Origin of the sequence: Saccharopolyspora pogona (assembly GCF_014697215.1) — a bacterium.
Taxonomy (GTDB): Bacteria; Actinomycetota; Actinomycetes; order Mycobacteriales; family Pseudonocardiaceae; genus Saccharopolyspora; species Saccharopolyspora hattusasensis.
Genome location: NZ_CP031142.1, coordinates 3,406,014 through 3,428,152, shown reverse-complemented (window position 1 = coordinate 3,428,152; position 22,139 = coordinate 3,406,014). Strand labels below are relative to the sequence as shown.

The 22,139-nt window shown below is 66.0% G+C and carries 22 protein-coding genes and 1 pseudogene; 10 read left to right on the top strand and 13 right to left on the bottom strand.

The genetic code is table 11. The annotated features are described in order from the left end of the window. Positions 1-222 precede the first annotated feature (222 nt). From DL519_RS15715 to DL519_RS15680, 8 genes are all read right to left on the bottom strand, one after another. Positions 223-1,278, bottom strand: a complete 1,056-nt coding sequence (locus DL519_RS15715) for an NAD(P)-dependent alcohol dehydrogenase (RefSeq protein WP_190815874.1) — start codon at positions 1,276-1,278, stop codon at positions 223-225. A gap of 67 nt (positions 1,279-1,345) precedes the next feature. Continuing rightward, positions 1,346-2,557, bottom strand: a complete 1,212-nt coding sequence (locus DL519_RS15710) for a cytochrome P450 (RefSeq protein WP_190815872.1) — start codon at positions 2,555-2,557, stop codon at positions 1,346-1,348. A gap of 9 nt (positions 2,558-2,566) precedes the next feature. Next, a complete protein-coding gene (locus DL519_RS15705) occupies positions 2,567-3,250 on the bottom strand; it encodes a thioesterase II family protein (RefSeq protein ID WP_190815870.1) in 684 nt (227 codons plus the stop codon). Positions 3,251-3,618: 368 nt separating this feature from the next. Continuing rightward, positions 3,619-5,463, bottom strand: a complete 1,845-nt coding sequence (locus DL519_RS15700) for a non-ribosomal peptide synthetase (RefSeq protein ID WP_223839060.1) — start codon at positions 5,461-5,463, stop codon at positions 3,619-3,621. A 605-nt stretch (positions 5,464-6,068) separates the two neighbouring features. Continuing rightward, complete coding sequence (locus DL519_RS15695) at positions 6,069-6,365, bottom strand: hypothetical protein (RefSeq protein ID WP_223839058.1); 297 nt, start codon at positions 6,363-6,365, stop codon at positions 6,069-6,071. A gap of 218 nt (positions 6,366-6,583) precedes the next feature. After that, complete coding sequence (locus DL519_RS15690) at positions 6,584-6,991, bottom strand: hypothetical protein (RefSeq protein ID WP_190815866.1); 408 nt, start codon at positions 6,989-6,991, stop codon at positions 6,584-6,586. Next, positions 6,988-8,169 carry an aminotransferase-like domain-containing protein gene (locus DL519_RS15685; RefSeq protein WP_190815864.1) on the bottom strand — a complete coding sequence of 394 codons (1,182 nt, stop codon included), beginning with the start codon at positions 8,167-8,169 and terminating at the stop codon, positions 6,988-6,990. The genes DL519_RS15690 and DL519_RS15685 overlap by 4 nt, the downstream gene beginning before the upstream one ends. A 4-nt stretch (positions 8,170-8,173) precedes the next feature. Then, positions 8,174-8,701, bottom strand: coding sequence for a cupin domain-containing protein (locus DL519_RS15680; protein ID WP_190815862.1), 528 nt, complete (start codon positions 8,699-8,701; stop codon positions 8,174-8,176). A 212-nt stretch (positions 8,702-8,913) separates the two neighbouring features. Here DL519_RS15680 and DL519_RS15675 point away from each other — a divergent pair, with 212 nt between their 5' ends. Continuing rightward, complete coding sequence (locus tag DL519_RS15675) at positions 8,914-9,108, top strand: hypothetical protein (RefSeq protein WP_190815860.1); 195 nt, start codon at positions 8,914-8,916, stop codon at positions 9,106-9,108. 22 nt (positions 9,109-9,130) lie between these two features. Here the strand turns inward: DL519_RS15675 and DL519_RS15670 are convergent, their stop codons facing one another. Together DL519_RS15670 and DL519_RS48675 are read right to left on the bottom strand one after the other, a co-directional pair. Continuing rightward, a complete protein-coding gene (locus DL519_RS15670; protein ID WP_190815858.1) occupies positions 9,131-10,171 on the bottom strand; it encodes an IS630 family transposase in 1,041 nt (346 codons plus the stop codon). 81 nt (positions 10,172-10,252) lie between these two features. Beyond that, entirely contained in the window at positions 10,253-10,384 is a 132-nt protein-coding gene (locus tag DL519_RS48675; RefSeq protein ID WP_263399649.1) for a hypothetical protein, read from the bottom strand. Between the two features lie 55 nt (positions 10,385-10,439). Between DL519_RS48675 and DL519_RS15665 the strand changes: the two genes are divergently transcribed. The 5 genes and pseudogenes from DL519_RS15665 to DL519_RS15650 all read left to right on the top strand — a co-directional run bounded on the left by DL519_RS15665 (position 10,440) and on the right by DL519_RS15650 (position 13,764). Further along, on the top strand, positions 10,440-10,784 hold the full coding sequence (locus tag DL519_RS15665) for a polyketide synthase dehydratase domain-containing protein (RefSeq protein ID WP_190815856.1): 345 nt from the start codon (positions 10,440-10,442) through the stop codon (positions 10,782-10,784). A 144-nt stretch (positions 10,785-10,928) separates the two neighbouring features. Then, positions 10,929-11,222: pseudogene (locus tag DL519_RS46490) on the top strand (hypothetical protein); the annotation flags it as partial. A gap of 121 nt (positions 11,223-11,343) precedes the next feature. Next, positions 11,344-11,835 carry an AMP-binding enzyme gene (locus tag DL519_RS46485; protein ID WP_223839057.1) on the top strand — a complete coding sequence of 164 codons (492 nt, stop codon included), beginning with the start codon at positions 11,344-11,346 and terminating at the stop codon, positions 11,833-11,835. Then, the gene (locus DL519_RS15655) at positions 11,832-12,101 is read left to right on the top strand and encodes an acyl carrier protein (RefSeq protein ID WP_190815854.1); all 270 of its coding nucleotides are present in this window, start codon (positions 11,832-11,834) and stop codon (positions 12,099-12,101) included. Before DL519_RS46485 ends, DL519_RS15655 begins: the two co-directional genes overlap by 4 nt. Before the next feature lie 172 nt (positions 12,102-12,273). Further along, positions 12,274-13,764 carry a pyridoxal phosphate-dependent decarboxylase family protein gene (locus DL519_RS15650; RefSeq protein WP_223839055.1) on the top strand — a complete coding sequence of 497 codons (1,491 nt, stop codon included), beginning with the start codon at positions 12,274-12,276 and terminating at the stop codon, positions 13,762-13,764. 118 nt (positions 13,765-13,882) lie between these two features. Here the strand turns inward: DL519_RS15650 and DL519_RS49990 are convergent, their stop codons facing one another. Both DL519_RS49990 and DL519_RS15635 read right to left on the bottom strand, forming a co-directional pair. Beyond that, entirely contained in the window at positions 13,883-14,266 is a 384-nt protein-coding gene (locus DL519_RS49990; RefSeq protein WP_190824620.1) for an alkaline phosphatase D family protein, read from the bottom strand. A gap of 335 nt (positions 14,267-14,601) precedes the next feature. Further along, entirely contained in the window at positions 14,602-16,854 is a 2,253-nt protein-coding gene (locus tag DL519_RS15635) for a 2OG-Fe(II) oxygenase (RefSeq protein WP_190815853.1), read from the bottom strand. Between the two features lie 219 nt (positions 16,855-17,073). Between DL519_RS15635 and DL519_RS15630 the strand changes: the two genes are divergently transcribed. Continuing rightward, positions 17,074-18,243, top strand: coding sequence for a hypothetical protein (locus tag DL519_RS15630; RefSeq protein WP_190815851.1), 1,170 nt, complete (start codon positions 17,074-17,076; stop codon positions 18,241-18,243). A gap of 6 nt (positions 18,244-18,249) precedes the next feature. Here the strand turns inward: DL519_RS15630 and DL519_RS15625 are convergent, their stop codons facing one another. After that, on the bottom strand, positions 18,250-18,507 hold the full coding sequence (locus DL519_RS15625; protein WP_190815849.1) for an IS1096 element passenger TnpR family protein: 258 nt from the start codon (positions 18,505-18,507) through the stop codon (positions 18,250-18,252). A 777-nt stretch (positions 18,508-19,284) separates the two neighbouring features. On the opposite strand from DL519_RS15625, the gene DL519_RS15620 reads away from it, so the two are divergent. The 3 genes from DL519_RS15620 to catA are packed head-to-tail and all read left to right on the top strand — an operon-like array spanning position 19,285 to position 22,135. After that, a complete protein-coding gene (locus tag DL519_RS15620) occupies positions 19,285-20,160 on the top strand; it encodes a LysR substrate-binding domain-containing protein (protein ID WP_168587922.1) in 876 nt (291 codons plus the stop codon). Further along, positions 20,157-21,260, top strand: a complete 1,104-nt coding sequence (locus DL519_RS15615) for a mandelate racemase/muconate lactonizing enzyme family protein (protein WP_190815848.1) — start codon at positions 20,157-20,159, stop codon at positions 21,258-21,260. The genes DL519_RS15620 and DL519_RS15615 overlap by 4 nt, the downstream gene beginning before the upstream one ends. Before the next feature lie 23 nt (positions 21,261-21,283). Next, complete coding sequence (gene catA / locus DL519_RS15610) at positions 21,284-22,135, top strand: catechol 1,2-dioxygenase (protein ID WP_190815846.1); 852 nt, start codon at positions 21,284-21,286, stop codon at positions 22,133-22,135. The last annotated feature ends 4 nt before the right edge of the window (positions 22,136-22,139 follow it).

The following is a 22,139-nucleotide window of genomic DNA, read 5'->3' as shown; positions in this document are numbered from 1 at the left end:
GCCGCCGAAATCGCCTCACACCGATGTCCTGGAGGTGTTGCCGTATCGCGGGTGTCGACGTCGACGTCCTGCGCCGGGTGCTGGACCTCGTGGTCGCCGGAGGGTGGGCAACGCCACCCGACGAACACTGCCAAGCAGCACGTCGGCGGAGTGAAACACCAGTTCAGAAGCCTAGCGAGCCAAATCCGCCCGATTTCCCCGAGTACTACGGAGACCCCAGGTTCAGGAGGCGGCTCCAATGGTTGCGGCGTCGATGACAAACCGGTACCGCACGTCGCTGTTCTCCACGCGCTCAAAGGCGGCATTGACCTGATCCGCGGAGATCCTCTCGATCTCCGCGCCGATGCCGTGCCCGGCGCAGAAGTCCAGCATCTCCTGGACCTCGGCGATGCCGCCGACCAGTGAGCCGGCGAGAATCCTGTTCCCGTCGATCAGCGCGGTAGGGCTGTAGGACGACGATGTCGCCGGTAAGCCGACGTTGACCATCGCGCCGCCGATGCGCAGCGTCTCCAGATAGGAGTCCAACGGCAGGTCCGCTGAGACTGTGTTGAGAATGATGTCGAAGCGCCTGCGCAATCGGTCGAATGTCGATGGGTCTCCCGTGTCGTGGAAGTGGCTCGCGCCGAGCTCGAATGCGCTTTCCCGTTTCTTGAGACTCTGGCTGAGCACGGTCACGTCAGCGCCCATCGCTGCCGCAAGCCTGACACCCAGGTGACCCAGCCCACCGAGGCCGACGACGGCGACTTTCTTGCCCGGTCCGGCGCCCCACTGCCGAAGCGGTGAGTAGGAGGTGATCCCGGCGCAAAGCAACGGAGCAGCGACGTCCAACTCGATGCCGTCGGGAATCCGGCAAACGAAGGTGTCCTTCACCACGATGTGCCTGCTGTAGCCGCCATGACTCGGCTCGCCGTCGTAGCCGATGCTGTTGTAGGTCGTGACGTGACCCTTGAGGCAGAACTGCTCGGTGCCGGCGAGGCAGTATTCGCACTCCCCGCACGAGTCGACCATGTATCCGACACCGACCCGATCGCCGACCTCGAACTTCGTCACCTCCGAACCGACGGCGGCGACAACGCCGGAGACCTCGTGCCCGGGTACCAGTGGAAAGATCGCCTCGCCCCATTCGCCCTTCGCGGTGTGGATGTCGCTGTGGCAAATCCCGGTGAAGACGATGTCAATCAGCACGTCATGTGCGCGCAGGTCGCGTCGTTCGATCGTGGTGGGGACGAGCTGCGCGCCAGGAGCCGGCGCGACGATGGCGAGTGTTTTCGTGCTCACGGGGGCCTCCAGAGCGATTAGCGGGACTTCTTTGGATCTGCTGGGGGGATGTCTGGACGGTCAGGTTCTACGTGCGGCGTTGGCAGGCGTTGGTCGCGGCATCCAGCCGAACGGGCAGTGAGCGCAGACCATTGACCACGATGGATTCGAGCCGTTCGGCGGGCCCGTCGGGGGAGGCCCGCCGCACTTGACTGGTCAGCTCCCGCAGTACCGCGCGGATCTCCAGCTTCGCGAGCTGCACGCCGATGCAGTAGTGCGGTCCGGCACCGAGCGCCAAGTGGTGATTCGGCGACCTGGTCACGTCGAAGGTGTCCGGGGCGGCGAACTCGGCCGGATCGCGATTGGCCGCGGTCAGCCACAACACAACGCGGTCGCCGGCCGAGATTCGCCGTCCACCGATCTCCGTGTCCCGCTGGGCGGTCCGCACGAGGTGGGTGGCGCTGGACGTCCAGCGCAGGATTTCATCGACAGCCGTCGGTATCACGCGGTCGAAATCGTCTCGCAGCAACGCCCACTGTTCGGGCCGCTCCAGCAGCGCCTGCATCCCACCGGACATCGCCAGCCGGACGTTCTCGGTGCCCCCGACCAGCAAGTTGTCGCAGTTGAGCACCACCTCATCCAGCGGCAACCGCGTGTCCTCGAACTCCGCGGTGGCTAGGACGCTGACCAGGTCATTGTCGGGCCGGGAGCGTCTCTTCTCGGCCAGGACGCTGAAGTAATCGAGGATCTCGAGGTGGGCGATGCTGCGCTCGCTCGCCGTGCCGGCGCAGAAGGCGTCCATCGACCACCCGGTGAGCTCCGCCCGGTCCGCGGTCGGGACGTCCAACAGCGTCCACACCACTTCCAGGGGCACCTTCGCCGCGATGTCCACGACGAAGTCGACGTGGGATTTCGCTACGGCGTCGGTCACGGTGGTGTGTGCTGCGGACTGCACTGCAGTCGTCAGGGTGCGCAGGGAGCGCGGCGAAAACCAGTCGGCCACCGCCGCACGCAGGGCCGTATGCCGCGGGGCATCGGACAACGCGAGAGTCTTGCCGCTCCCGGGGTCGTGGCCCTGCGACAACGGACGGAGCAGGGTGCCGGCCGATGAGGTGAAGGTGTCCGGATCGCGCAGGCATTCCTTGACTGCCGTGAAGCTGGTCACCGACCAGAACTCGCCGAAAATCCCCGCGTCATGCCACAACACGGGCTCGTTCTCACGCATCCGCCGCCACAGGTCGAATGGGTTGCCGGAACGGTAGGTCGTCCCGTCGACGAGTCGGCTCAAGTCGTGTCGCACGAATCCTCCTCAATCCTGCGTCGCCAGTAATGCACGGGACAGGGCAGCGCGGATGAGCGTCGTCGGTGGCTCGGCGCGGAGGTAGAAGTGGTTCCCGGGCACCGTGTGGGCACGGAGGTTCGAGCTGGTGTGCGCGGCCCAGCCGGGGAGGCCGTCACGGATTTCGGGAATGTCCTCGGCGCCGACGATGCCGAAGATTTCGCTATCGATCTCCTTGCCCGTGTACTCCCGATAGTTCGATACGAGCCGGAGGTCGGATTTGACACGGTCCAGGATGATGTCGAGTAGTTCCGGTTCTTGGCGAATCTCCGGGCTAAGCGGCTCGAACTGGGTGAGGTACTCGAGCACGTCCGCGGTCTTCTCGTACGGCACCGGTGGTCGAAGAGCGGGCGCAGCTGCGGACGAGACCACGATGGCAGGGACGCCGCGGCCCGCCGCTTGCAGCCGATGGGCCACCTCCAAGGCGACGTAAGAACCCATGCTGTGTCCGAAGAACAAGTCGTATTCCTGTTCACTATGCAAGATTTCCTCGGCCACCGTGTCGGCAAGTTCGATCAGGCTGGCCGCAGCCGGATCACTGATGCGATCTTCCCGACCGGGGTACTGCACCGCGTGGACGGTCACCGAGGACAGCAGCGCCTGCCACGAGCGGAAGAACGACGCACAGCCGGCGGCATGCGCAAAGCAGAGCATTGCCTGCTTGCCGCCTCGTTCCGGATCTTCGCCGGTTGATAAGTGAAACGATCGGACGGACCTGGTTAACTGCAAAGTTCACCCCCGCTTTGTTAGAGCCTGTTGGTGAATGGTCTGGGTGGGTGGTCGCTTAGCGGAACCTGAGAGGTTCCCTGGACTGCGGGTGCCCCTCCTGATGTATGTCCAATACGCGGCGGAAGGGCCGTCCTCGCCAGAAAACCTCTCAGAACCCGCCGATGGTCGTCTTGGCAAGGTGAATGCAAGCGGCTACGCCGCTTCCAAAGGCGCGGACGGCATTCGCCGACAGGCTGTTAGAGGCGAGGGGCACCCGTGACCAAGTAAGTGGAGGCATGGGTGCCCCTCACCTCTCATACCTCACTTGTTTGGTTCGTTAGGAGGTTGGAGAGGAGGTCGGCTTGCTGCGTGATGGTGGGGCACCGGTAGAGCTCGCCTACTGGTACTCGCTTTCCGGCGATTTCGGAGAGCACCCGGGACAGCTTGAGGACCGACATGGAGTTGCCGCCGAGATCGAAGAAACTCAAGCGGTGCTCCGGCTCCCGGACCGATACACCAAGAACGCTCTCCCAAGCCTGGGCGATGCCGGTTGCCAAGCCGGCTTTCTGCCGTGGAGCAGGTACGGGCACTGGTCGGGCCGACGCGAGTAGTGCCGATCGGTCGATCTTGTCGCGGGCCGTCCTCGGCAGCGAGGCGACGAAGACCACGCGGTCCGGGACATAGCTGCTGCCGAGAGCCGCCTCGATGGTCCTGCGGACCGCAGCCTCGTCGAAGCTCGCTTTCGGATTGCGGACGATGAACGCATAGGACAGGGCGGACCAGCCGTCGTACGCCAGCGCCACCGCGTGGACCTCCGGGCAGACCGCCAACGCGTGTTCAACGTTGTCGAGATTGACCCGGACGCCGCGGATCTTGACCTGGTTGTCGAGACGACCGAGGAACTCGAGTTCGCCCTCGGCGGTCCAGCGGCCGAGGTCACCGGTGAGGTATGCGCACCGAGTCGCCCCTGACACCGAGGTGAGATCGACGAACCTCTTGCGCGTTTCGACGGCATCACCGACGTAGCCGTTGCTCACTCCCGGGCCGGAGATTGCGATCTGGCCCACGTGGCCTGCGGGAACTTCCGTCAATTCTTCATCCACGAGCCCGACCCGCGTTCCGGGAATCGGGACACCGATGTTCGACGGGCCGGGCGCGTCATAGCGTTTGTAGGTCGACCAGACAGTGCACTCCGTCGGGCCGTATTCGTTGAAGAGGGAAACACCACCGAGTGTTGCGAAATGCTGGTGTAGGACATCAGGCTGAAGTGTTTCACCTGCGCAAATCGCCACGCGCAAGCTGCCGACCGCTTCGGCGTGCCCGATCGCATGCAGCACTTCCGCGTAGAAGCTCGGCACTGTCAGGAGGTGCGTGATCCGGTGGCGGACGATCAGCCTGCGGACCGCTTGCGGGTCCCGCCGCTCGTCTTCACGCGCGATCACGAGCGTGCCGCCGGCTGCCAACGTGCTCCAGATTCCTGCGACGGACGAGTCGAAGAAGAACGGGGAAAGTAGCAGGAAACGTGGCGCACCGAATTCGTGATATACGGCGAGCCGTGCCTGGTTCGAACTCGCCAGGTTTCGCTGGGAGACGGAAACGCCTTTCGGACTCCCGGCGCTGCCCGAGGTGTAGAGGACGTATGCCTCGTCGTCCAGGGGCGGGTCGCCAAGCCCGCTATTGCCCAGGGTGGCGTCGGCATAGCCGACGGTGGCAACGAGTTCGTTCGTGCGGGGATCGACGGTTAGCCGGGCATCCGCGGAGGCGATCGCACTTCGCGTCAGGTGTTCCGGTGCCGCTGGGTCGACGAAGACGAACGAGCGCCTGGACAGATGGGCAGCGAGTAAATACGCCGGTACTTCGACAGTGCGATGCGCCAGGATTCCCACCCGGCGCGAATCGATCTTTCCCCATTCGCCTCGAATGCGTTGGGTGAGGGAAAGGAGCTCGTCGTAGGTGATGCTGACGTCTCCGCAGATCACCGCAGTGCGCTCCGCATGTTTCACCGCTACCGACGCGATGGTGTCACAAACCCGTACCGTTGGCTCGGGCAATGGTGCCCCGAGCCCTTCGGTCCGGCTGTCGGTGTATTGATCTCGTTTCCGTTGGATCGCTTGGTATTGTACGCAATTTCGGCTAGAACTGGCTGCGTCCACAGACATGGTACGAACCCTCCGTTCCGGTCCATGGCAGCGAACAAAGCTTGCTGCCTCGCCGACGTTTGACGCCTTCTGACAAGGCCGTCCCGCGTAATCCCCGGCAGCAGCGTGAGACAGATGATCAAATCTCCGCGAAAGTCGGGGAGGTACCAGGTCTTGTTTAAAATTCGGGCGTTGTTGTCAGCCAAGTTTTGCAATATTTGGCCTCGTTTTGGGCAAAGCTGCCCGTTTGCGCCTGGCGATACCGCCAGTACGGGCAAGGGTCGCGCGTTTTGGATCTTTTGAACCGCTTCGGACGGGCATGCGCGTGTCCGGCATACGGGTCGCCGGGGTGACCGGGACCGGAAGCCTGAGCCCGGATCCCAGGGAACGTCGAAGTCTGTGATCTTCGTGCGAGGTCTGCAGATGAGCGGGTGTGCCGGTGGATACGTGAGCAAGCAGTGGCCGCCGCGCATGCGCGGATTGCGGAAGGTGGCGATCATGGACTGATCGGTGTGGCCATGGACGGCAAGATCGTGCGTAACACCGTGGCACCAGGCGGATCCGGAAGGCAGCGAGGTCGGAGCTGTTCTCGGCGATGCTGTAGCTTGTCGAGACGTTTGTGTATGTCACCAGCCGGTGGCTGCTGGGCGGGCTGCTGATGGACGGCGCTCGCCTGATCGACACCGGGGCCGCGGACACCGTCTCCGCAGGATGCTGGGTGGCAACCGGTGCAGTAGCGCCGCCAGGAACGCCCGATCGCTTGGAATGAACCGTACCCTTTTCTTGTCGAGTTGCCGCTTCAGCACCGTGATCTGTTGGCGCAAGGCGAGGATCTCGACGCCCTTGTCCCGGTCACTCATCGACAGCAGGCGCAGCATCGCGAACGCGTTGGTCACACCCAGATAGGCCAGTCGCAACAGCACAGTCGATCATAATGCCGTGGCGTTCGGCAGAGTGAGAACGCCCGCTGGCCGAGGAATGGCGCAACATGCCGCTGCTGTTCCGCCAGGAACTCGACTGCCACAACAGCCCTTTTCCAAGATCGACAATAAACGACCCCGGAAGACTCCAGCACCGCGTCACCGACGGTTCAGGTCATGACGTGACTACGTCCTGATCACTGGGCGCACCGGGTGAAGTATTAGGCGTCGAAGCCGGCCCGCGACAGGAATGCGCTGGCCGGTTCGTCGAGCGTCATTCGGTATCCGGAGAGGACGGTGCTGGGCGGGAGTCCGTCCACGCCGGACGACCAAGAACGTGCCGAGCCATGGCACGCATCGCCGTCGATGGTCAGTTCGAACTCGACCACTGTAGCACCGGTGGGCGCGCCGGACTTCCGGTTGGCATGCACCTCGACGAACCGGGCACGTACGACGTCACCATCCTGCCGCCAGAGGCCCATGCCGGCACTGTCGCTGGCATTCCGGTTGCCGCCGTCCGGGTTGGACTGGGCCATCGTGCCGTCGCCATGGAACGTGAAGACGTGGTGGCGGAACGGTGCGTCCGGAGCCACCACGAGCCACACACCGGTGACCGGACGGTCGGTCACGTCGTCACCACCGCGGCCAGCCGGCGCACGCCCTCCTCGATGGATTCTTCCTTGACACCGGCGAAGCTCAACCGCATCGTTTCCCTGCCCTCGCCCGGGTAGACGTGGAATGCGCTGCCGGGCACGTAGGCCACCCCGCCGGCAATAGCGGTCGGCAGGATTGCCTCCGCGTCGAGCGAGGCCGGCCCGGTCAACCACAGGAACATCCCGCCGTCGGGGCGCTGCCAGGAGAAGTCGAGGGGCAGGTGGGTGGTGAGTGCGCTGTCTAGCGCGCGAAGTCTTGCGGCGTAGGCATCGTGGAGCCGGACCAGGTGCGCTTCGGCGTGGCCGCCGGTCAGGAACTCGGTGACAAGGGCCTGGGTGTAGGTCGAGGTCTGCATGTCGATCCCCTGCTTCAGCATGAGCACTCGCGCGAGCAGATCCTTCGGCATGACCGCGACACCGACGCGCATGGCCGGCGCGAACAGTTTCGAGCAGGACGTGAGGTAGACCGACCGTTCCGGCGCGAACGCGGTCAGCGCGGCGGCGGGCGTGCCGGTGTAACGCAGCTCGCTGTAGACGTCGTCCTCGACCAGCAGGACATCCGCGTGCCGTGCCACGCTCGCGATCGCTGCGCGGCGCTCTGGCGGCATCGACCGGCCCGTCGGGTTCTGGAAGGTCGGCATCAGATAGACGAACTTCACCGGCCGGGCCCGTAGCGTCTCATCCAGGGCGTCCGGCAGCATGCCGTCGGCATCGCAAGCCACATCGATCACCTTGGCCTGGTAGGCCCGAAACACCTTCACGGCCGGTGCGTACGTCGGCCGTTCCACCGCGACGACGTCGCCGGAGTTTAGTAGGGCGAGGCACACGTTGTTGAGCGCACCGGAACCCCCGGTGGACACATGGACATCCTCTGATCCACAGTGGACACCGCGGTCGCGGAGACGGGGCACGAGCGCTTCACGCAGTGGCAGGAAGCCCTGGGTTGCTCCGTACTGGAGGACCTCGCGGCCGAACCGGTCCACCGCGGACGCGGTGAGCTCGCCGAGCAACTCGACCGGCAATAGCGAGGTGTCCGGCGCGCCCGCGGCGAGCGAGACGATATCCGGTTCCGCACGGGCCAGGTCGAACAGCTCGTCGATGACACCCGGCCGGCTCGACTTGGCCGGGGTGGACAGTCGGGACGCGATATCCATCCCGTCACCTCGCGACGGCCTCGGCGACCGGTGCGCCGCCTCGCGGGGTCGGTACGCGCCAGAACGCGGAGCCAGAACTCGGCGCGAAGTCACGACGTGCGAGATTTGCGGCCGCAGCCGCGGCCTCGGCCAGATCCGGCAGCACCACCACGTCCTCGTTGAACATCGGGTCGGTGCGCATCTCGATGGCGACGAGTGTCGCGGCCGAACTCAGGTTCACCGCGACATGGACGACGCCCGCCGGGATGTGGATGAACTCACCAGCAGCGTGCGGCACTGGCCGTAGCTCGGGACCGACCAGCGTGACGGCAGCCCCGACCACGCAACAGACGATGATCTCGCTGTGCGCGTGCAGGTGCGGGCGGGATATCCCGCCCGGCGGCATCACGACCATGCCGGCCGAGATACCAGTGGCGCCGGAGTTGGCCGCTGTCACGCAGGAGTAGAGCTCCTGGCCTTGGGGCCCGACGACGGGCGAGACCATCCGTGGTGACACGACGGAAACCGTCGATGCGGGTTCGAGTGAAGGCATGATCAGCCACCTACGTTCAGGTTGGTTTAAGCCGTCCTCAGCGGACTGACAGAGATTACGACCAAAAGTGATATATTCTTCCGATTCCTGCCCAAAGCAACCATTCAAGATGGATTGATCGGGCAGATCAGCGGCTCCTCGGTCGCGGGCCGTGACGGGCGTACTCGAGTCGGCGGGTGTACCGGAGTCGTTCGCGACACATCCTGGTCAGCATGCTCACCGACGGGGCGGACCACGCGGCACGATCGGGCAGTTACGGGCTGCGCGGCAGTCAGGGCGGGCCGAACGGACGTGCCGATCAAGTCGAAGCCGCTCCGCCAGCTACGTTCGTGATGGTCATGGGCGAGCTGAGCGCGATGACGACGAGCGTTGCGGACACGACGATCGTGACGGGCGCTGATTATTGATGCGCAGGGCAAATATGTGATGTCAGGCGGCGTAGCGGACTTCGGGTTTGCCGAAGTAGGAGCGAACTCGGTCGGGCAGCTTCTGGAGTCGGTGGAGGAAGGAGCGGACCCCTGTTTCCAGCTCGTCGCGGGTTTTCGGTGCTGTGCCGGTGGACACGGCGCGTTTGAGGTCGGCACCCCGGATCTCATCGGGGTTGAGCTCGGGGCTGTAGCCGGGAAGGAAGTGCATCTCGATGTCCGAGCGGTGTTCGGTGAGCCACTTCTGGACGGTCTTGCGGCGGTGGACGGGGTGTCCGTCGACGATCAGGTGGACCTTACGGCCGTGATGGCCGGCCAGGCGTTTGAGGAAGGGGAGGAAGACCCCGGCGTTGAACGACCCGATGTAGACGGTGAAGTACAGCTCGCTTTTGTTGCCGATCGCGCACATGGCGTTCACGCTGAACCGCTTGCCTGTCTTGCCCACCACCGGCGTCGTGCCTGTCGGGGCCCAGGTGCGGCCCACGGCGGCGTCCGAGCGGATCCCGGTCTGGTCCAGCCATAGCACCGTCGCGCCTTCGCGGCGGGCGCGGGCGGCGATGGCCGGGTAGTCCTCTTCCAGCCACACCCGCACCGCTTCGGGATTCTGCTCGTAGGCTTTGCGGATCGGTTTCTGCGGTGACAGCCCCCAGGACCGCAGGTATTTGCCGACCGTGGTCAGGCTCAACACGATGCCGTGCCGCACCCGGATCAGCTCGGCCACGGCCTTACGGGTCCACACCAGGCCGGTCAGCCCGAACGTGGCCGGGGTGTGCTCGGCCACCGCATACCGCGGCCTGCGCTGCCGGCGGGCACTCAACGCTTTCTGCTCCCCGGCCTTGCGACCCCGGCGACGCGCGGCAAGACCCTTCGAACCGCGTTTTCGCCACGCCTGCACCCATCTGGACACCGACTGCGCCGACACCGCGAACACCTGCGCCGCCTCGGCCTGGGTCATCCCACCATGGACCGCCGCGACCACCCTGCGCCGCAGATCCTCCTGCGTCTCAGGCGATAACCTCCGCGCATCCCGCACACCAGCGATCATGCCAGATCAACGAAGATCAGACCTTTGAGTTCCCGATCAATAACAAGCGAGGACCGAACGAATCGGGTTGAGAGCGGTTCGCTACACGATGGGTCGTAGCTTGTAGCGGATGGGCAGGTGTTTGAGGCCACCGATGAAGTTGCTGGCGGACAGTTCGGCCTTGCCGGCGAGCTGGACGCTGTCCAGCCGGGGTAGCAGCTCGGCCAAGAACACGCGGGCTTCCATCTTCGCCAGCGCCGCACCGAGGCAGTAGTGGACGCCGGAGCCGTTGGAGCTCGCGGTTCACGCTGGTGACGAGGTCGGCTGCGGGCACGTCGACGAGCTGGTCCTGGAAGTACCCCTGGTCCTGCCGCACGACGGCAGCGTCCAGATCCAGGTGGTGCTCGGCGGCTCCGACGAGGCGGGCGCCCGCACGGTGAGCGTCCACTCCCGTGGTGAGGACGTCCAGTGGACCCGCCACGCCAGGGGTGTCGTTTCCGCCGAGACCCAGCCTGCAGCGGAAGCGGTTCCGTGGCCGCCCGTGGACGCGGAGCCGATCGGGCTCGACGGGTTCTACCAGCAGCTTGCTGATGCCGGGAGCCTGTTGCAAAATTACGCCCACCACGGACCGTGATCGATCGAGCACGGCTGAGATGGCCACTGGCGGACAAACGGCGGCGATCGAGACTGATTTGGTACTTCGGCTCAGCCGTTTCGCCGAAAAACGCAACAGGCTCCCGGTTTCGACTACGGTCCGCTTTTCCAGGGACTGAAGTCGGTGTGGCGGCGCGGCGAAGAGATCTTCGCCGAAGTCGATCCTGGTGTGGTCGGCACGAGCGGGTTCGGCCTGCACCCGGCGCTGCTGGACGCGGCCGTGCACTCCGCCGCGTTCGCGGGTGTCGGCGGTCCGCGCCCCGACGTGCTTTCTCCCTCGGGTGCGGCATCACCCGAGGGAGGCCAGTTGCCGTTCTCCTGGAACGGTGTTTCGCTGCACGCTACCGGCGCTACGTCGCTGCGGGTACGGCTGAGTCTGTCGGGGCCGGCCACCGTTTCCCTCGAAGTCGCGGACCAGACCGGGCAGCCGGTCGTTTCGGTGCGAGCGCTGACCCTGCGCCCGGTCGACGTCGGCGCGCTGTTCGTGGCCAACCAGCGCCATAGCCACAGACCTCGGTGGCGAGTTCTCCTTCCCCGCTGTGGGACGCCTTCTGCCGGGAGTCCAGACGCGGATCACAGACGGGGAGCTGTTCGTCAAGCCCGACCATCCTCCCTACCTCCATGCCGACCACCCGGACCGGTACGTCGACGGCTGGCTGCGGACGTACGACCACGCCGAGATCGATCAGGAGTCCGGTGTGCTAAGGCTGCTGGGCCGGGCTGACTCGGTGCTCAACATCGGCGGGCTCAAAGTCGACCTCACCGAGATCGAGAGCATCTTGCGCGACCACCACCGGGTGAACGACGCCCTCGCGTTCTGCCGTGCGACCGAGGCGGGGCAAGACGGCGCTCCGCCGATGCTGGAGGCATACATCGCCACCGCCGAATCCGTCACCAGCGAGGAGTTGACCGAGTGGTGCCGTGAGCGGCTCAGCGCCTACAAGGTTCCCCGGCGCTGGCACATCGGCGCCGACATTCCCCGTACGACGCAGGGCAAGGCTGCCCGGGGCACACTTCCGGCGGACACATGACGACACAACCAGTTGCCAAACGCGACATCCGAACGATCCTCTGGGACATCACTTGCCTGGGCGGTGAGCTGGCGTCGGTCGACGACTCGCGCCTCGACGACACCGAACTAGCCCTCGACTCGCTGGCCTTGGTCTGGCTGATCATCCAGCTCGAGCGGCGGATCGGCCGCGCCCTCAGCCCGGAGCAGTCTTCCCTGTCCTCGTTCCGCACGGTGAACGCAATCCATTCCAGCCTCACCGGGCAGCGCGAGACGGGACCGGCCTGAAGTGGCACCGCAACCGTTCGACGAGCCGATCAATGAACAACTTCGCCGACTGGCTGAGCCAGCCACCCTGGAGTGTCAGAAAGGTCCGCTGCGCGTCACTTCGCAAGATTCCGGGCATGACGCCCCGATGGCGACTCATCCGACGCATCCACAATTCCGCCTGGGGTAACAGATGAGCGCGAACGAACAGTACGCCGACCTGAAGGCACGGATCACCGTGCCGCCGCCGCGTGCCGAAGATGCCTCGAATCTCGACCCGCTGGATTCCGGATGGCCGGATTTCGAGGAAATGGTCGGCTACGCGAACCTCGAACTCCAAGAGTTCTACGGCATCCTTCCCATGACCTCGCTCGCCCCTCCATATCCTGTGGATGGCAACCTTCTCCGAGACGTGAGCCGACCGCCCGGCACCGAACCGGAGGACCCCAAAGCCCTGCTGGCCCTGCTCGCCAAGGCCGCCACATCGTCCCAGCACAGCATGTCGCCGCAATTCGTCGCCCACGTGCCCAGCGGCGGATTGCCCGCCGGTGCGGTGGCCCAGCTTCTCGCCACCGCCTTCAACCCGTACACCGCGATCCCGTACCACGCACCCTTACTCGTTTCCATGGAACAGGCGCTCATGCGGTGGGCGTGCGATCTCTTCACGCTGCCTCCCACCGCGACCGGGATCATGACCACCGGCTCTTCCCTGGCGCTTTTGTCCGCTGTGGTGGCGGCGCGCCAGGACCGGGTCGGCGACGACTTGTCCGGGGCGACCGCTTATGTCGGTGCCCACACCCACCACAGCGCGGCCAAGGCGTTGCGTATCGCCGGAATTCCGGCCACCCGGGTCCGTACCGTGCCCGCCAGCCCGCATACCGGAATGGATCCGGGGGCGGCAGCCCGAATGATCGCCGCTGATCGGGCCGATGGATTGCTCCCCTTCCTGCTGATCGCCACAGCGGGAACGACGGGCACCGGAGCCGTTGACGCGCTACAAGACCTGGGCGCACTGGCACGCCAGGAGGAACTGTGGTGCCACGTGGATGCCGCCTACGGAGGAGGATTTCAGCTCACGACCCGAGGACGGGAGCGCTTGGCGGGCATTGAAACAGCGGACTCGATCACTATGGATCCGCACAAGAGCCTGTTCCTGCCCACTGGCACGGGGATCCTACTGGTACGGGACGCCCAGAACCTCCGATCTGTGTTCGCCGAGCCGGCTCCCTACCTTACCGACCCCAGCCCGGCGACCACCTTTCCCACGCTCGCTGATCTGGGCATGGAACTCAGCCGGGAGTTCAGGGCGCCGCGGCTGTGGTTCCCGCTCCATCTGTATGGCACCGATGCCTTCCGCGACACCCTCGACCGCATGCTGGACCTCGCCGTCTACGCCCACGCGCGACTGTCGACCGATCCAAGACTGGAGACCGGGCCTCCGCCGACGCTCTCCGTCGTCACCTTCCGGTTGCGCAATGCCAACGAACGGCTCAACCAGTCTTTCCTGGCGGCGCTCAACGCCACTGGGCAGGTCTTCCTTTCAAGCATCGATGCCGAAGGCTACTGGCTGCGCATCTGCCTGCTCAACCAACGTATCCGCACAGAACATGTCGACGAACTCATCGATGTGATCACAGCCACTATTGAGGCGGGGAGTTGGCGAAACACTCCCCGATCGGGATAGCGATCGACGCTGGAAATCAGCACTGACACAGCCACCCGAGGACGCGTTCGACCGCGCGGAAGCCCTTCCGGACGCCGTTCGTCCCGAAGGGCTTCTTCGTGCTCGAGGTTTGTGGCGATCAGTCATATTGGGCTCCGGGCTTGCCGTTTTCGACCACGAACGACGCGAATGTGGACTCGGGCGCCTCGGGGGTGCTGACCGTGCTGACCATCCGCAGGTCTGCGGTGAACTGGTCGCGGTCGACGTGGCAGCGCACGTAGCCGCGGCGGTCACCGTCGAAGAACTTGATGTGCGGGTTGTACTGGATCATCGGGCCGCCCTCGTAGACGTAGTCGCCCAGGTGCAGCACCAGATCCAGGTCCTCCTGCGCCATGTGGCGGTACGACGGGTAGTAGCCGCTGGCCCAGTTCTGACAGGACGCGAAAGCGAACGCCAGCGAGCCGGTAGATCTGTGCGGCGGGGGCGCTGTGCGGGTGCGGCTGACCGGGGAAACGACTGACAACCCGAACGCAGCACGAAGAAGATCCCGTCCAGTACCAAGCGGTCGTCGTATTTCCCTGCCATACCGCCCTTTCGGCGGTCCCGTACCGGCATCAGCGGTTCCAGGACCGCCCACACTGCATCGGTCAGACTGGACGGATAACATGGGCGGCGATCATCCCCGCCGGTATCGCAGTTGCACACACAACAAGATCATGGCGGGGATGATCTTTTTGTCGGGGGCGCCTCGCCGAACAGTTCCTGCCCCACCTGCGGCGGCTGCTGGGCACCGCGCTGGATTCGGTTGTGGATCTCGCATCGTCCGCGCATGCTCGACGGGGCCGGTGTCTGCCGCCGCTATGCGTTGTCCCAGGTCGACGTTAGCCATGCCAGGTCTGTCTTGGCCTTCTCCCGGGTGTTCGTGGCTCGGGTGAACAGCTCGGAGGTTTTCGTCAGCACCAGGGTGTATGGACGTCCTTGCCTGCGGGTGGCGTGCTGTACCGGCAGTTCTTTCATGCCGATCTGGGTGTGCACGTGCTGGCGTCGGTCTTTTGCCAGCGGCCATTCGAAGGTTCGCCGGGTACGGGAGCTCAGGAATTCCGCCAGCGTGTCACAGAGGTCGCATCGGCAGCCGGTCCATTCGATCGACCAGTCGTCTTCCTCGCGCTGCGGCCGCGCGATGATCGCGGCGAGCCGCTGCGCGCAGTCCCGCGCGATCGGGTTGAGCCATGCCGCTTGTTCGGGGCCCGCCAGGCGCAGCGCCGGCATCAGGCACTCCAGGATGTTGTCTCCGAACTCGCGCAGTGCTCCCGAGACCTCCTCGCGTAGGTCATGGTCGGCGGCTTCCAATAGCCGCACCAGCGGTGAGCCAAGCCTCTCCAGCTGTTCCTGGCGGGTCTTGCTCTGCCCGGTATTCATCCAGAGCTGGAACTGGTCGTTCATCCAGCGCCACGCTACGGCGGACAGCAGCCGCGCCACCTCGGGCGCCCCTGCGGTGCGCAGCGCTTCGCGCAGCCCCGGCAGTGCGTTGTCGACCCAGTTGGAGAGTTCTGCCGGAAAGTGGTTCCCTAGCCTGAACCATTCGTCGATGACGCTGCGCGTCCAGTCTTCGCCGTATCGTCCGGCCGCCGTGGCCAACCTGTCCGCGTGTTCCTGCTTGACGATCTCGATGCGGAACGGCTCCAACAGCATCGCCGCCGTCTCGGCGGCACCCAGGCCCGCCGCTACGTCCAGCGCGGCGCCGAGTAGTCCTGGCTGCCCTCCGACGGTCTTCCAGAACGGAGCGAGTGACTCCGCCGCGGCACGTGCCTGCTCCAGGTCTCCAGCTCCGATGCGGTCGCGGAGCTCGTGAAGTGCCCACGGCGATCCGGCCTCGGCGCGCGCCGCGAACGCCCTTTCCTTCGGCCACACGACAATCGCGGCCCGCCGGTACCACCGATCCACCGTGTTGCCGTAATTGCCCATGTAGCCCTCGTATTCGGCCTGGAAGGGCGTCAGGTTCGCGTTCGGGGTGCTGGCACACACCTCGTGGTCGGGGACGCGCAGCGAGATGGATCCGCCGCCGGTGCCGTCCGGGCCGGTCCACCAGCCGAGGACGATCTCGTCGTCGATCAGGCTGTTGAGCTCGTAGTCGCCGGAGTCCGCCTCGTCGTCGTAATCGTCGTAATAGTGCCAGCGAGAGCCGCCTACCGGCTCGGCGTCCCAGGTCTCCTTCACCTCGGCCAGCGCCAGCACCGTCTCGCCCCCGGCCTGCTCCGCCGCGGCGCGCAGTTGCGTGGCCCGCTCCGCGTCGACGCCCTTGAGCCGGCGCCAGTCCAGGCCCCGCTGGGTGTATTCGTGGTCGAGCAGAAAGACCAGCCGGTTCGGCAGACCGAGATCGCGGTTTCCGTATCGCGAGGTGGCGCGCGTGGTGAAGTGCTTGGTCAGCCAGTGCGCCAGCTCGGGGACCAGGCCACCCTCCAGTGCTGGTGTCTCGGCGTCGGCGAGCAGGTTGAACGTGAGCGATACCCGGTACCCGGACCTGACCGGTGTGACCTCGTGCCGGCAGTCGGAGTAGAACGCGACGAAGGTCAGGTCCGTCTTCGACGCCCGGTAGGCGATGCTTTCCCCGGCGTGCTCGATGATCAGCTCCCCGCCGGTGTGGGTGGAGGGCAGCGACATCACCAACGTGCCCACCATCGAGTCGTCCTTCTCCGAATCCTGGTGCGGGAGAAAGAACTGCCCCTTGCCGTATACCAGCATCGAGTGAGGTTCGGCCCTCAGCCGAGCCGTCCGTGGGAGCCCGAGCTCGTCGCGGAAGTGTTCCAGCGCGCTGTCCAGCAGCTCCGTCCAGCCGGATCCGCCCAGAGTGAGCTGATCCGGTGTGAGTTCCCACGTGTCGCGGACGTCGGTGTCGGTCAGGGTCTCTTCCCCGCGCCCGAACTTCGCCGGTCGCGCCGCGGCGATCAGCTTCTTCGCCTGGGGTGCGCGGACCGGAAGGCTCACCGGTCCGACACCGGACACCTCGAGCTGCAGCGAATTCGCCGGCGCCAGCAGCTGAGCACTGAACGACCCGGTCGGCTCGGAGCCGTCGAGTAGTCGCGCCAGTTGTTCCCGCGCCGTCTCCGCCATGTTTCCTCACCCGCGTTCGCCGTATTCCGAATGCGGTAGGACTGTAGTGGCTAGCTCAGATCCGGGAGCAGCGCCGTCTATGCTGGGTAGGTGCCAGTGTCGCGGAAACGGAAAAAGAAGCCCGGGAAGCCTGGTCGTGCCCAGGGGCGGGCCGGGCAGAATAAAAGTGTCTCGTCTGGTGGGGATTTCCGTGGATACGCGGAGGCTGTTGAGGGCCTGGTGGCCTTCCGGAGACATCTCGACGAAGGGCGCGAGTCGCGGGCCCACGAGATGGCGACGGGGCTCGTCGCGGAGCTTGTGACGCTGGTGGCGGATCGGCCGGACACCGTCGTGGAAGACGAACTGTGCCGACGGCTGGGTCCTCTGCTGTACGAGGCGCGGCAGGGACACCCGGATCAGCGGGTCCAGCCGAGTCGTCTGGCCCCGGCCTTGGTGGAGACAGCCGCGATCGCGGTCGAAGAGAGCACTGGGAATGCTGACGCGTGGCGCGTATTCACCGCTGTGGCCGGTGTGATGCCATATCCGGGCAGCGACGCCGCTTTCGGCGCGATGACCCAATTGCAGGCCGCGATGGGCAAGCCGGTGTCGCAGCCGACCGATCCGGAAGTCGCCGGCGAGGTGTTGTGGACCCGTGACGCGTACGGCGGCCGGTTCGGCGTCGCCGCCCCGATCGCCGCGGCGGACCTGCCGGTGCGCTGGTACCTCTGGGACATCGACGCCTGCGGGTTCCAGGCCTTTACCGTCCACAGCGGCTTCTATCCTACGCCGGAAGCGGCGTTGGCCGCATGGCAAGACGGCATTGGCGAGATCGCAGCGGCGGGTACGGAATTCGCTCCAGTCGACGCCCCCTCACTACTGGCGGAACTGCTGCCCTTCGAAATGGGCTTCCTCTACGTGGGTGGGGAAAGCACGGAGCAGTTCGCCGAGTACTACCGCAGCAAGCGCCTGGCCGAGATTGTCAAGATGGCCGTGCGACAGCAAGGAACCCTGGCCAGCCCCGGTCTGGATGTGGCCACAGCGACAACCGAGTTCACCGCGTGGCTGAGCGCTCGCCGCAACGTGGCCGGTCAGGAGCTGCCGGCGGACGTGGCGGAGCTGGTCCCGGAACTGGCCGACTCCTGGTGTATCAACAACATCCAAGCGGTATTCGCAGTGTGCTCCCCGCACCGGGTCGCGTGGTGCGCGCAGCACATCCGCAACTGCTACGAACACAAATTCGCCGAGCGGCTGATTGCCCTGCTGCCGGAATGGATCCGGTGGCTGGCCGCACGAAACGAGACTCCGCCGGAGCTGGCCGACCGCTGCCTGCCCTACGCGCAAGACGAACCGTATGAGCAGCTCGGCGACGGCCCTAATGGACCCGACTGGCTGACCCGCGTCATCGAATAACGCGGGTCAGCCGTCAGCGGCCAGGTTTCGTAGCTTCCTGTTGATCGCGTCGGCATCGAAGGGCACGGGGTCTTCCGGGTAGTCGTACTCGACCGGGTTGTCTCGCTTACCGGCGATGCACCTCGGCGGCTCCAGCGGATGATCGTCCAGGACCTTCTCCAGGACGATCTGGTGACGCCAGGTCGCGCCGAGGTCGTAGGTATAGGAAATCGCCGCCTTGGGATGGGGAAACGCGCGATGCAACCGCATCGCGTCCTCGGGCACGGTCTCCTCTAGCCGGTGGAATGGGTCGGCGTATTAGGCTCTTAGTCCCTTGGCTTCGGTCCGTATGCCGCCGACTACTCGCGGTACCTGCCGCAGACGTGTCCACTCGGCAAACCTTCTGGCTCACCGTGTACCGGCTTCAAAGAAGACCTTGGCTGCGATTTGATCGTCGCGCAGGCCGGCCACTGCAAGGCAGGCGACCTCACGCGCTCGCGGTGAGAGAAGGCCCGCGAGAGAGGGCGGCAGATTGACCTGGCTACCAAGGAGATCACCGCGCACTCGTAGTACGGAGACCGACATGTCCGGCGTTCCTTGTCATGCTGGCAACGTTGAGATCCTCGATCACGATCGTGCCGAACTCGTCGACCAGCCGGGTGGCGAGCTGGCGCAGCCGGCCTCGGCGCGCGTAGGCAACGCAGTGGTGAGGTTGGCCAGGCCCGACGAGACAGCACGGACGGTGGAGAGACGCGGTACGCCGCCCAGTACACCGCGCGCTGAGCACGAATGGCAGAGATTCGGCCTGCCCTGGACGCCGTCCACTTCCGGCGAGCACATTCTTGGCTGTCGCGCCATGACAGAATCCGGCGCGACGCAGCCGGCGACCCCGCGTCGCGACCCGATCCACCAACGAGTCGTGTTCGTGACGCCGCCGGGCTCATGATCGCAGCCCGGCCCCTGGGTGATTCATTGACTGTCCGTACCAATCGGCGCGAAACTTGTCTTTGTGCTGACTCAATATCCCGACGTACGGTGAGTCGACCAGACGGAGGTGCGGCGATGGAGCTGCGACAGCTGCGGTACTTCGCAGCCGTGGCCGAGACGTGCCACTTCGGCCGCGCGGCCGAGCGGTTGCACATGGCGCAGCCCGCACTGTCGCAAGCTATTCGCCAGTTGGAGGCGGAGTTGGGTGTCTCACTGTTCGCACGCACGACGCGGCAGGTGTCGATGACGCCGGCCGGGGAGTTTCTGCTCGCGGAGACGCGGCGGATCCTCGGTTCGGTCGACGAAAGCGTGCGCGGGGTGCGGCGCATCGCCGATGGCCGGCTGGGGCTCGTGCGGATCGGGTTCACCGGCACGGCGGCGTTCTCACATCTGCCCGGCATCGCGCGCACGGTGCAGCGGGAACTGCCGGGCGTGGCCCTGGGGGTCCACGCGGATCTGCTCACCCCGGAGCAGTGCGAGAGGCTGCGCGATGGCCGCCTCGATCTCGGTGTGCTGCGGCCGCCTGCCCGCGGCGATGGTATCGAGCTGAGCACGATCGAGGTGGAACCGCTGATCCTCGCCGTGCCCGCCAATCACCGGCTCGCCACGGCGACTTCCGTATCCATGGCGGACCTGCGGGACGAGGACGTCATAGGCTACGCCAGCAGGGATTCGGTGGTCAACGACGCGGTCCTGCGTGCTTGCCAGGCGGCCGGGTTCACCCCCCGCCGCGCGCAGGAGGCAGCCGGGACGGCGGTGCTGCTGGCACTCGTCGCGGGCGGGCTGGGCGTCGCGGTGCTCCCGGCGTCCGCGCAGGCGCTGCCGCTGGCCGGGGTGGTGTTCCGTGACCTGCCCGGCGCCGGGCAGGTCGAGCTGGCACTCGCATGGCGTCGGGGTGACGAATCGCCGCTCGTCCAGGCCGTGCGCGACGTTCTCGAGGCCGGCTCATGAAGATCACCAGGGTCGAGGCGATCCCGTTCGCCATCCCGTACCGCAAGCCGCTGCGGTTCGCCTCGGGCGAAGTGCACACCGCTGAGCACGTACTGGTGCGGGTGCACACCGATGACGGTGTAACGGGTGTGGCGGAGGCACCGCCACGGCCGTACACCTACGGCGAGACGCAGGCCGGGATCATGGCGGTGATCGAGCAGATCTTCGCGCCCCAGATGCTCGGGCTCAGCCTCACCGACCGGGAGGTGGTGGCGGCCAGGCTGGGCCGGACCGTCGGCAATCCGGCCGCGAAGGCCGCGCTGGACATGGCGGTCTGGGACGCGCTGGGCCGCACGCTGGACATGCGAGTGACCGAATTGCTGGGCGGTTACACCGACCGCATGCGGGTGTCGCACATGCTCGGCTTCGATGAGCCCGCGGCGATGGTCGCCGAGGCGGAGCGGATACGCGACGAGTACGGCATCACCACGTTCAAGGTGAAGGTCGGCCGCCATCCGGTCGAGCTCGATGTCGCCGTCGTCCGGGCCCTGCGGGAGGCACTGGGCGCCGAGGTGGAGCTCTACATCGACGGCAACCGCGGCTGGACCCCAACCGAATCGGCCGCGGCGATGAAACAGATGGCCGACCTTGGCTTGCTGTTCGCGGAGGAGCTGTGCCCGGCCGACGACGTACTGGGCCGGCGCTGGCTGGTGTCGCAGCTGGACGTGGCGTTCATCGCCGACGAGTCCGTGGTCACCCCGGCCGACGTCACGCGCGAGATCCTCGGTGGCTCGGCGACCGCGATCAGCATCAAGGTCGCCCGCACCGGCTTCACCGGTTCGCAGCGCATGCACCATCTCGCCGAGGGACTCGGCCTGGATATCGTGATGGGCAACCAGATCGACGGTCAGCTGGGGACACTGTGCACTGTCGCATTTGGATCGTCTTATCGGCTTACCGCGCGCCGGGCGGGGGAGCTGTCGAACTTCCTCGACATGAGCGACGACCTGCTCACCGAACCACTGACCATCCACGGCGGGGAGCTGGCCATCCGCCCCGGCCCCGGCGTGGGCGCCGAGGTGGATCCGGACAAGCTCGAGCACTACCGTCAGGACCGCTGAACACGGAATCAAGGAGGATCCCGATGACAGCCACCAATCACGTGCCGACCGCTGCCGGCTCCGGCGCCAGCGCCACCGAGCGCTTCAAGGCCGACAAGCCCGCAGGGGTAGCGAACACGCCCAAGGAGCGGGTCGATCTGCTGGCCCGCGAGATGCTCGATGCCATGCACGCCACGATCCGGCGGCACAACGTCACCTACGACGAGTTCAATGCGCTTAAGGCATGGCTGATCGGCGTCGGCGAGGCCGGGGAATGGCCCCTGTTCCTGGATGTGTGGGTCGAGCATGTCGTCGAACAGGTCGCCACCGAACACCGCCAGGGCAACAAGGGCACCATCGAGGGTCCGTACTACGTGCCCGGCGCTCCCGAGCAGGGGGACCGCGGCGTAGTGCCCATGCGTGAGAACGAACCCGGCACTCTGCTCACCTGGACCGGCCGGGTCACCTCGGTGGACGGCCGGGCGCTCGCGGGAGCGCAGGTCGAACTGTGGCATGCAGACGCCGACGGGCTCTACTCGCAGTTCGCGCCTGGCATTCCGGAATGGAACCTGCGCGGCACGTTCACTGCGGGCGCCGATGGCCGGTTCGAGATCCGCACCATCCGCCCCGCGCCGTACCAGATCCCGACCGACGGGCCGTGCGGCAAGCTCATCGCCGCCGCCGGCTGGCACGCGTGGCGCCCCGCGCACCTGCACGTCAAGGTGTCCGCGCCCGGGCACGAGCTGCTGACGGCGCAGCTGTACTTCCCCGGCGACGAGCACAACGAGGACGACATCGCCTCTGCGGTCAAGCCGGAGCTCATGCTCGCCCCCGAGCCGGCCGGGGACGGCGAGATCGTCGGCTACGATTTCGTCCTCGATCCCGTCCCCGCCTGACTGC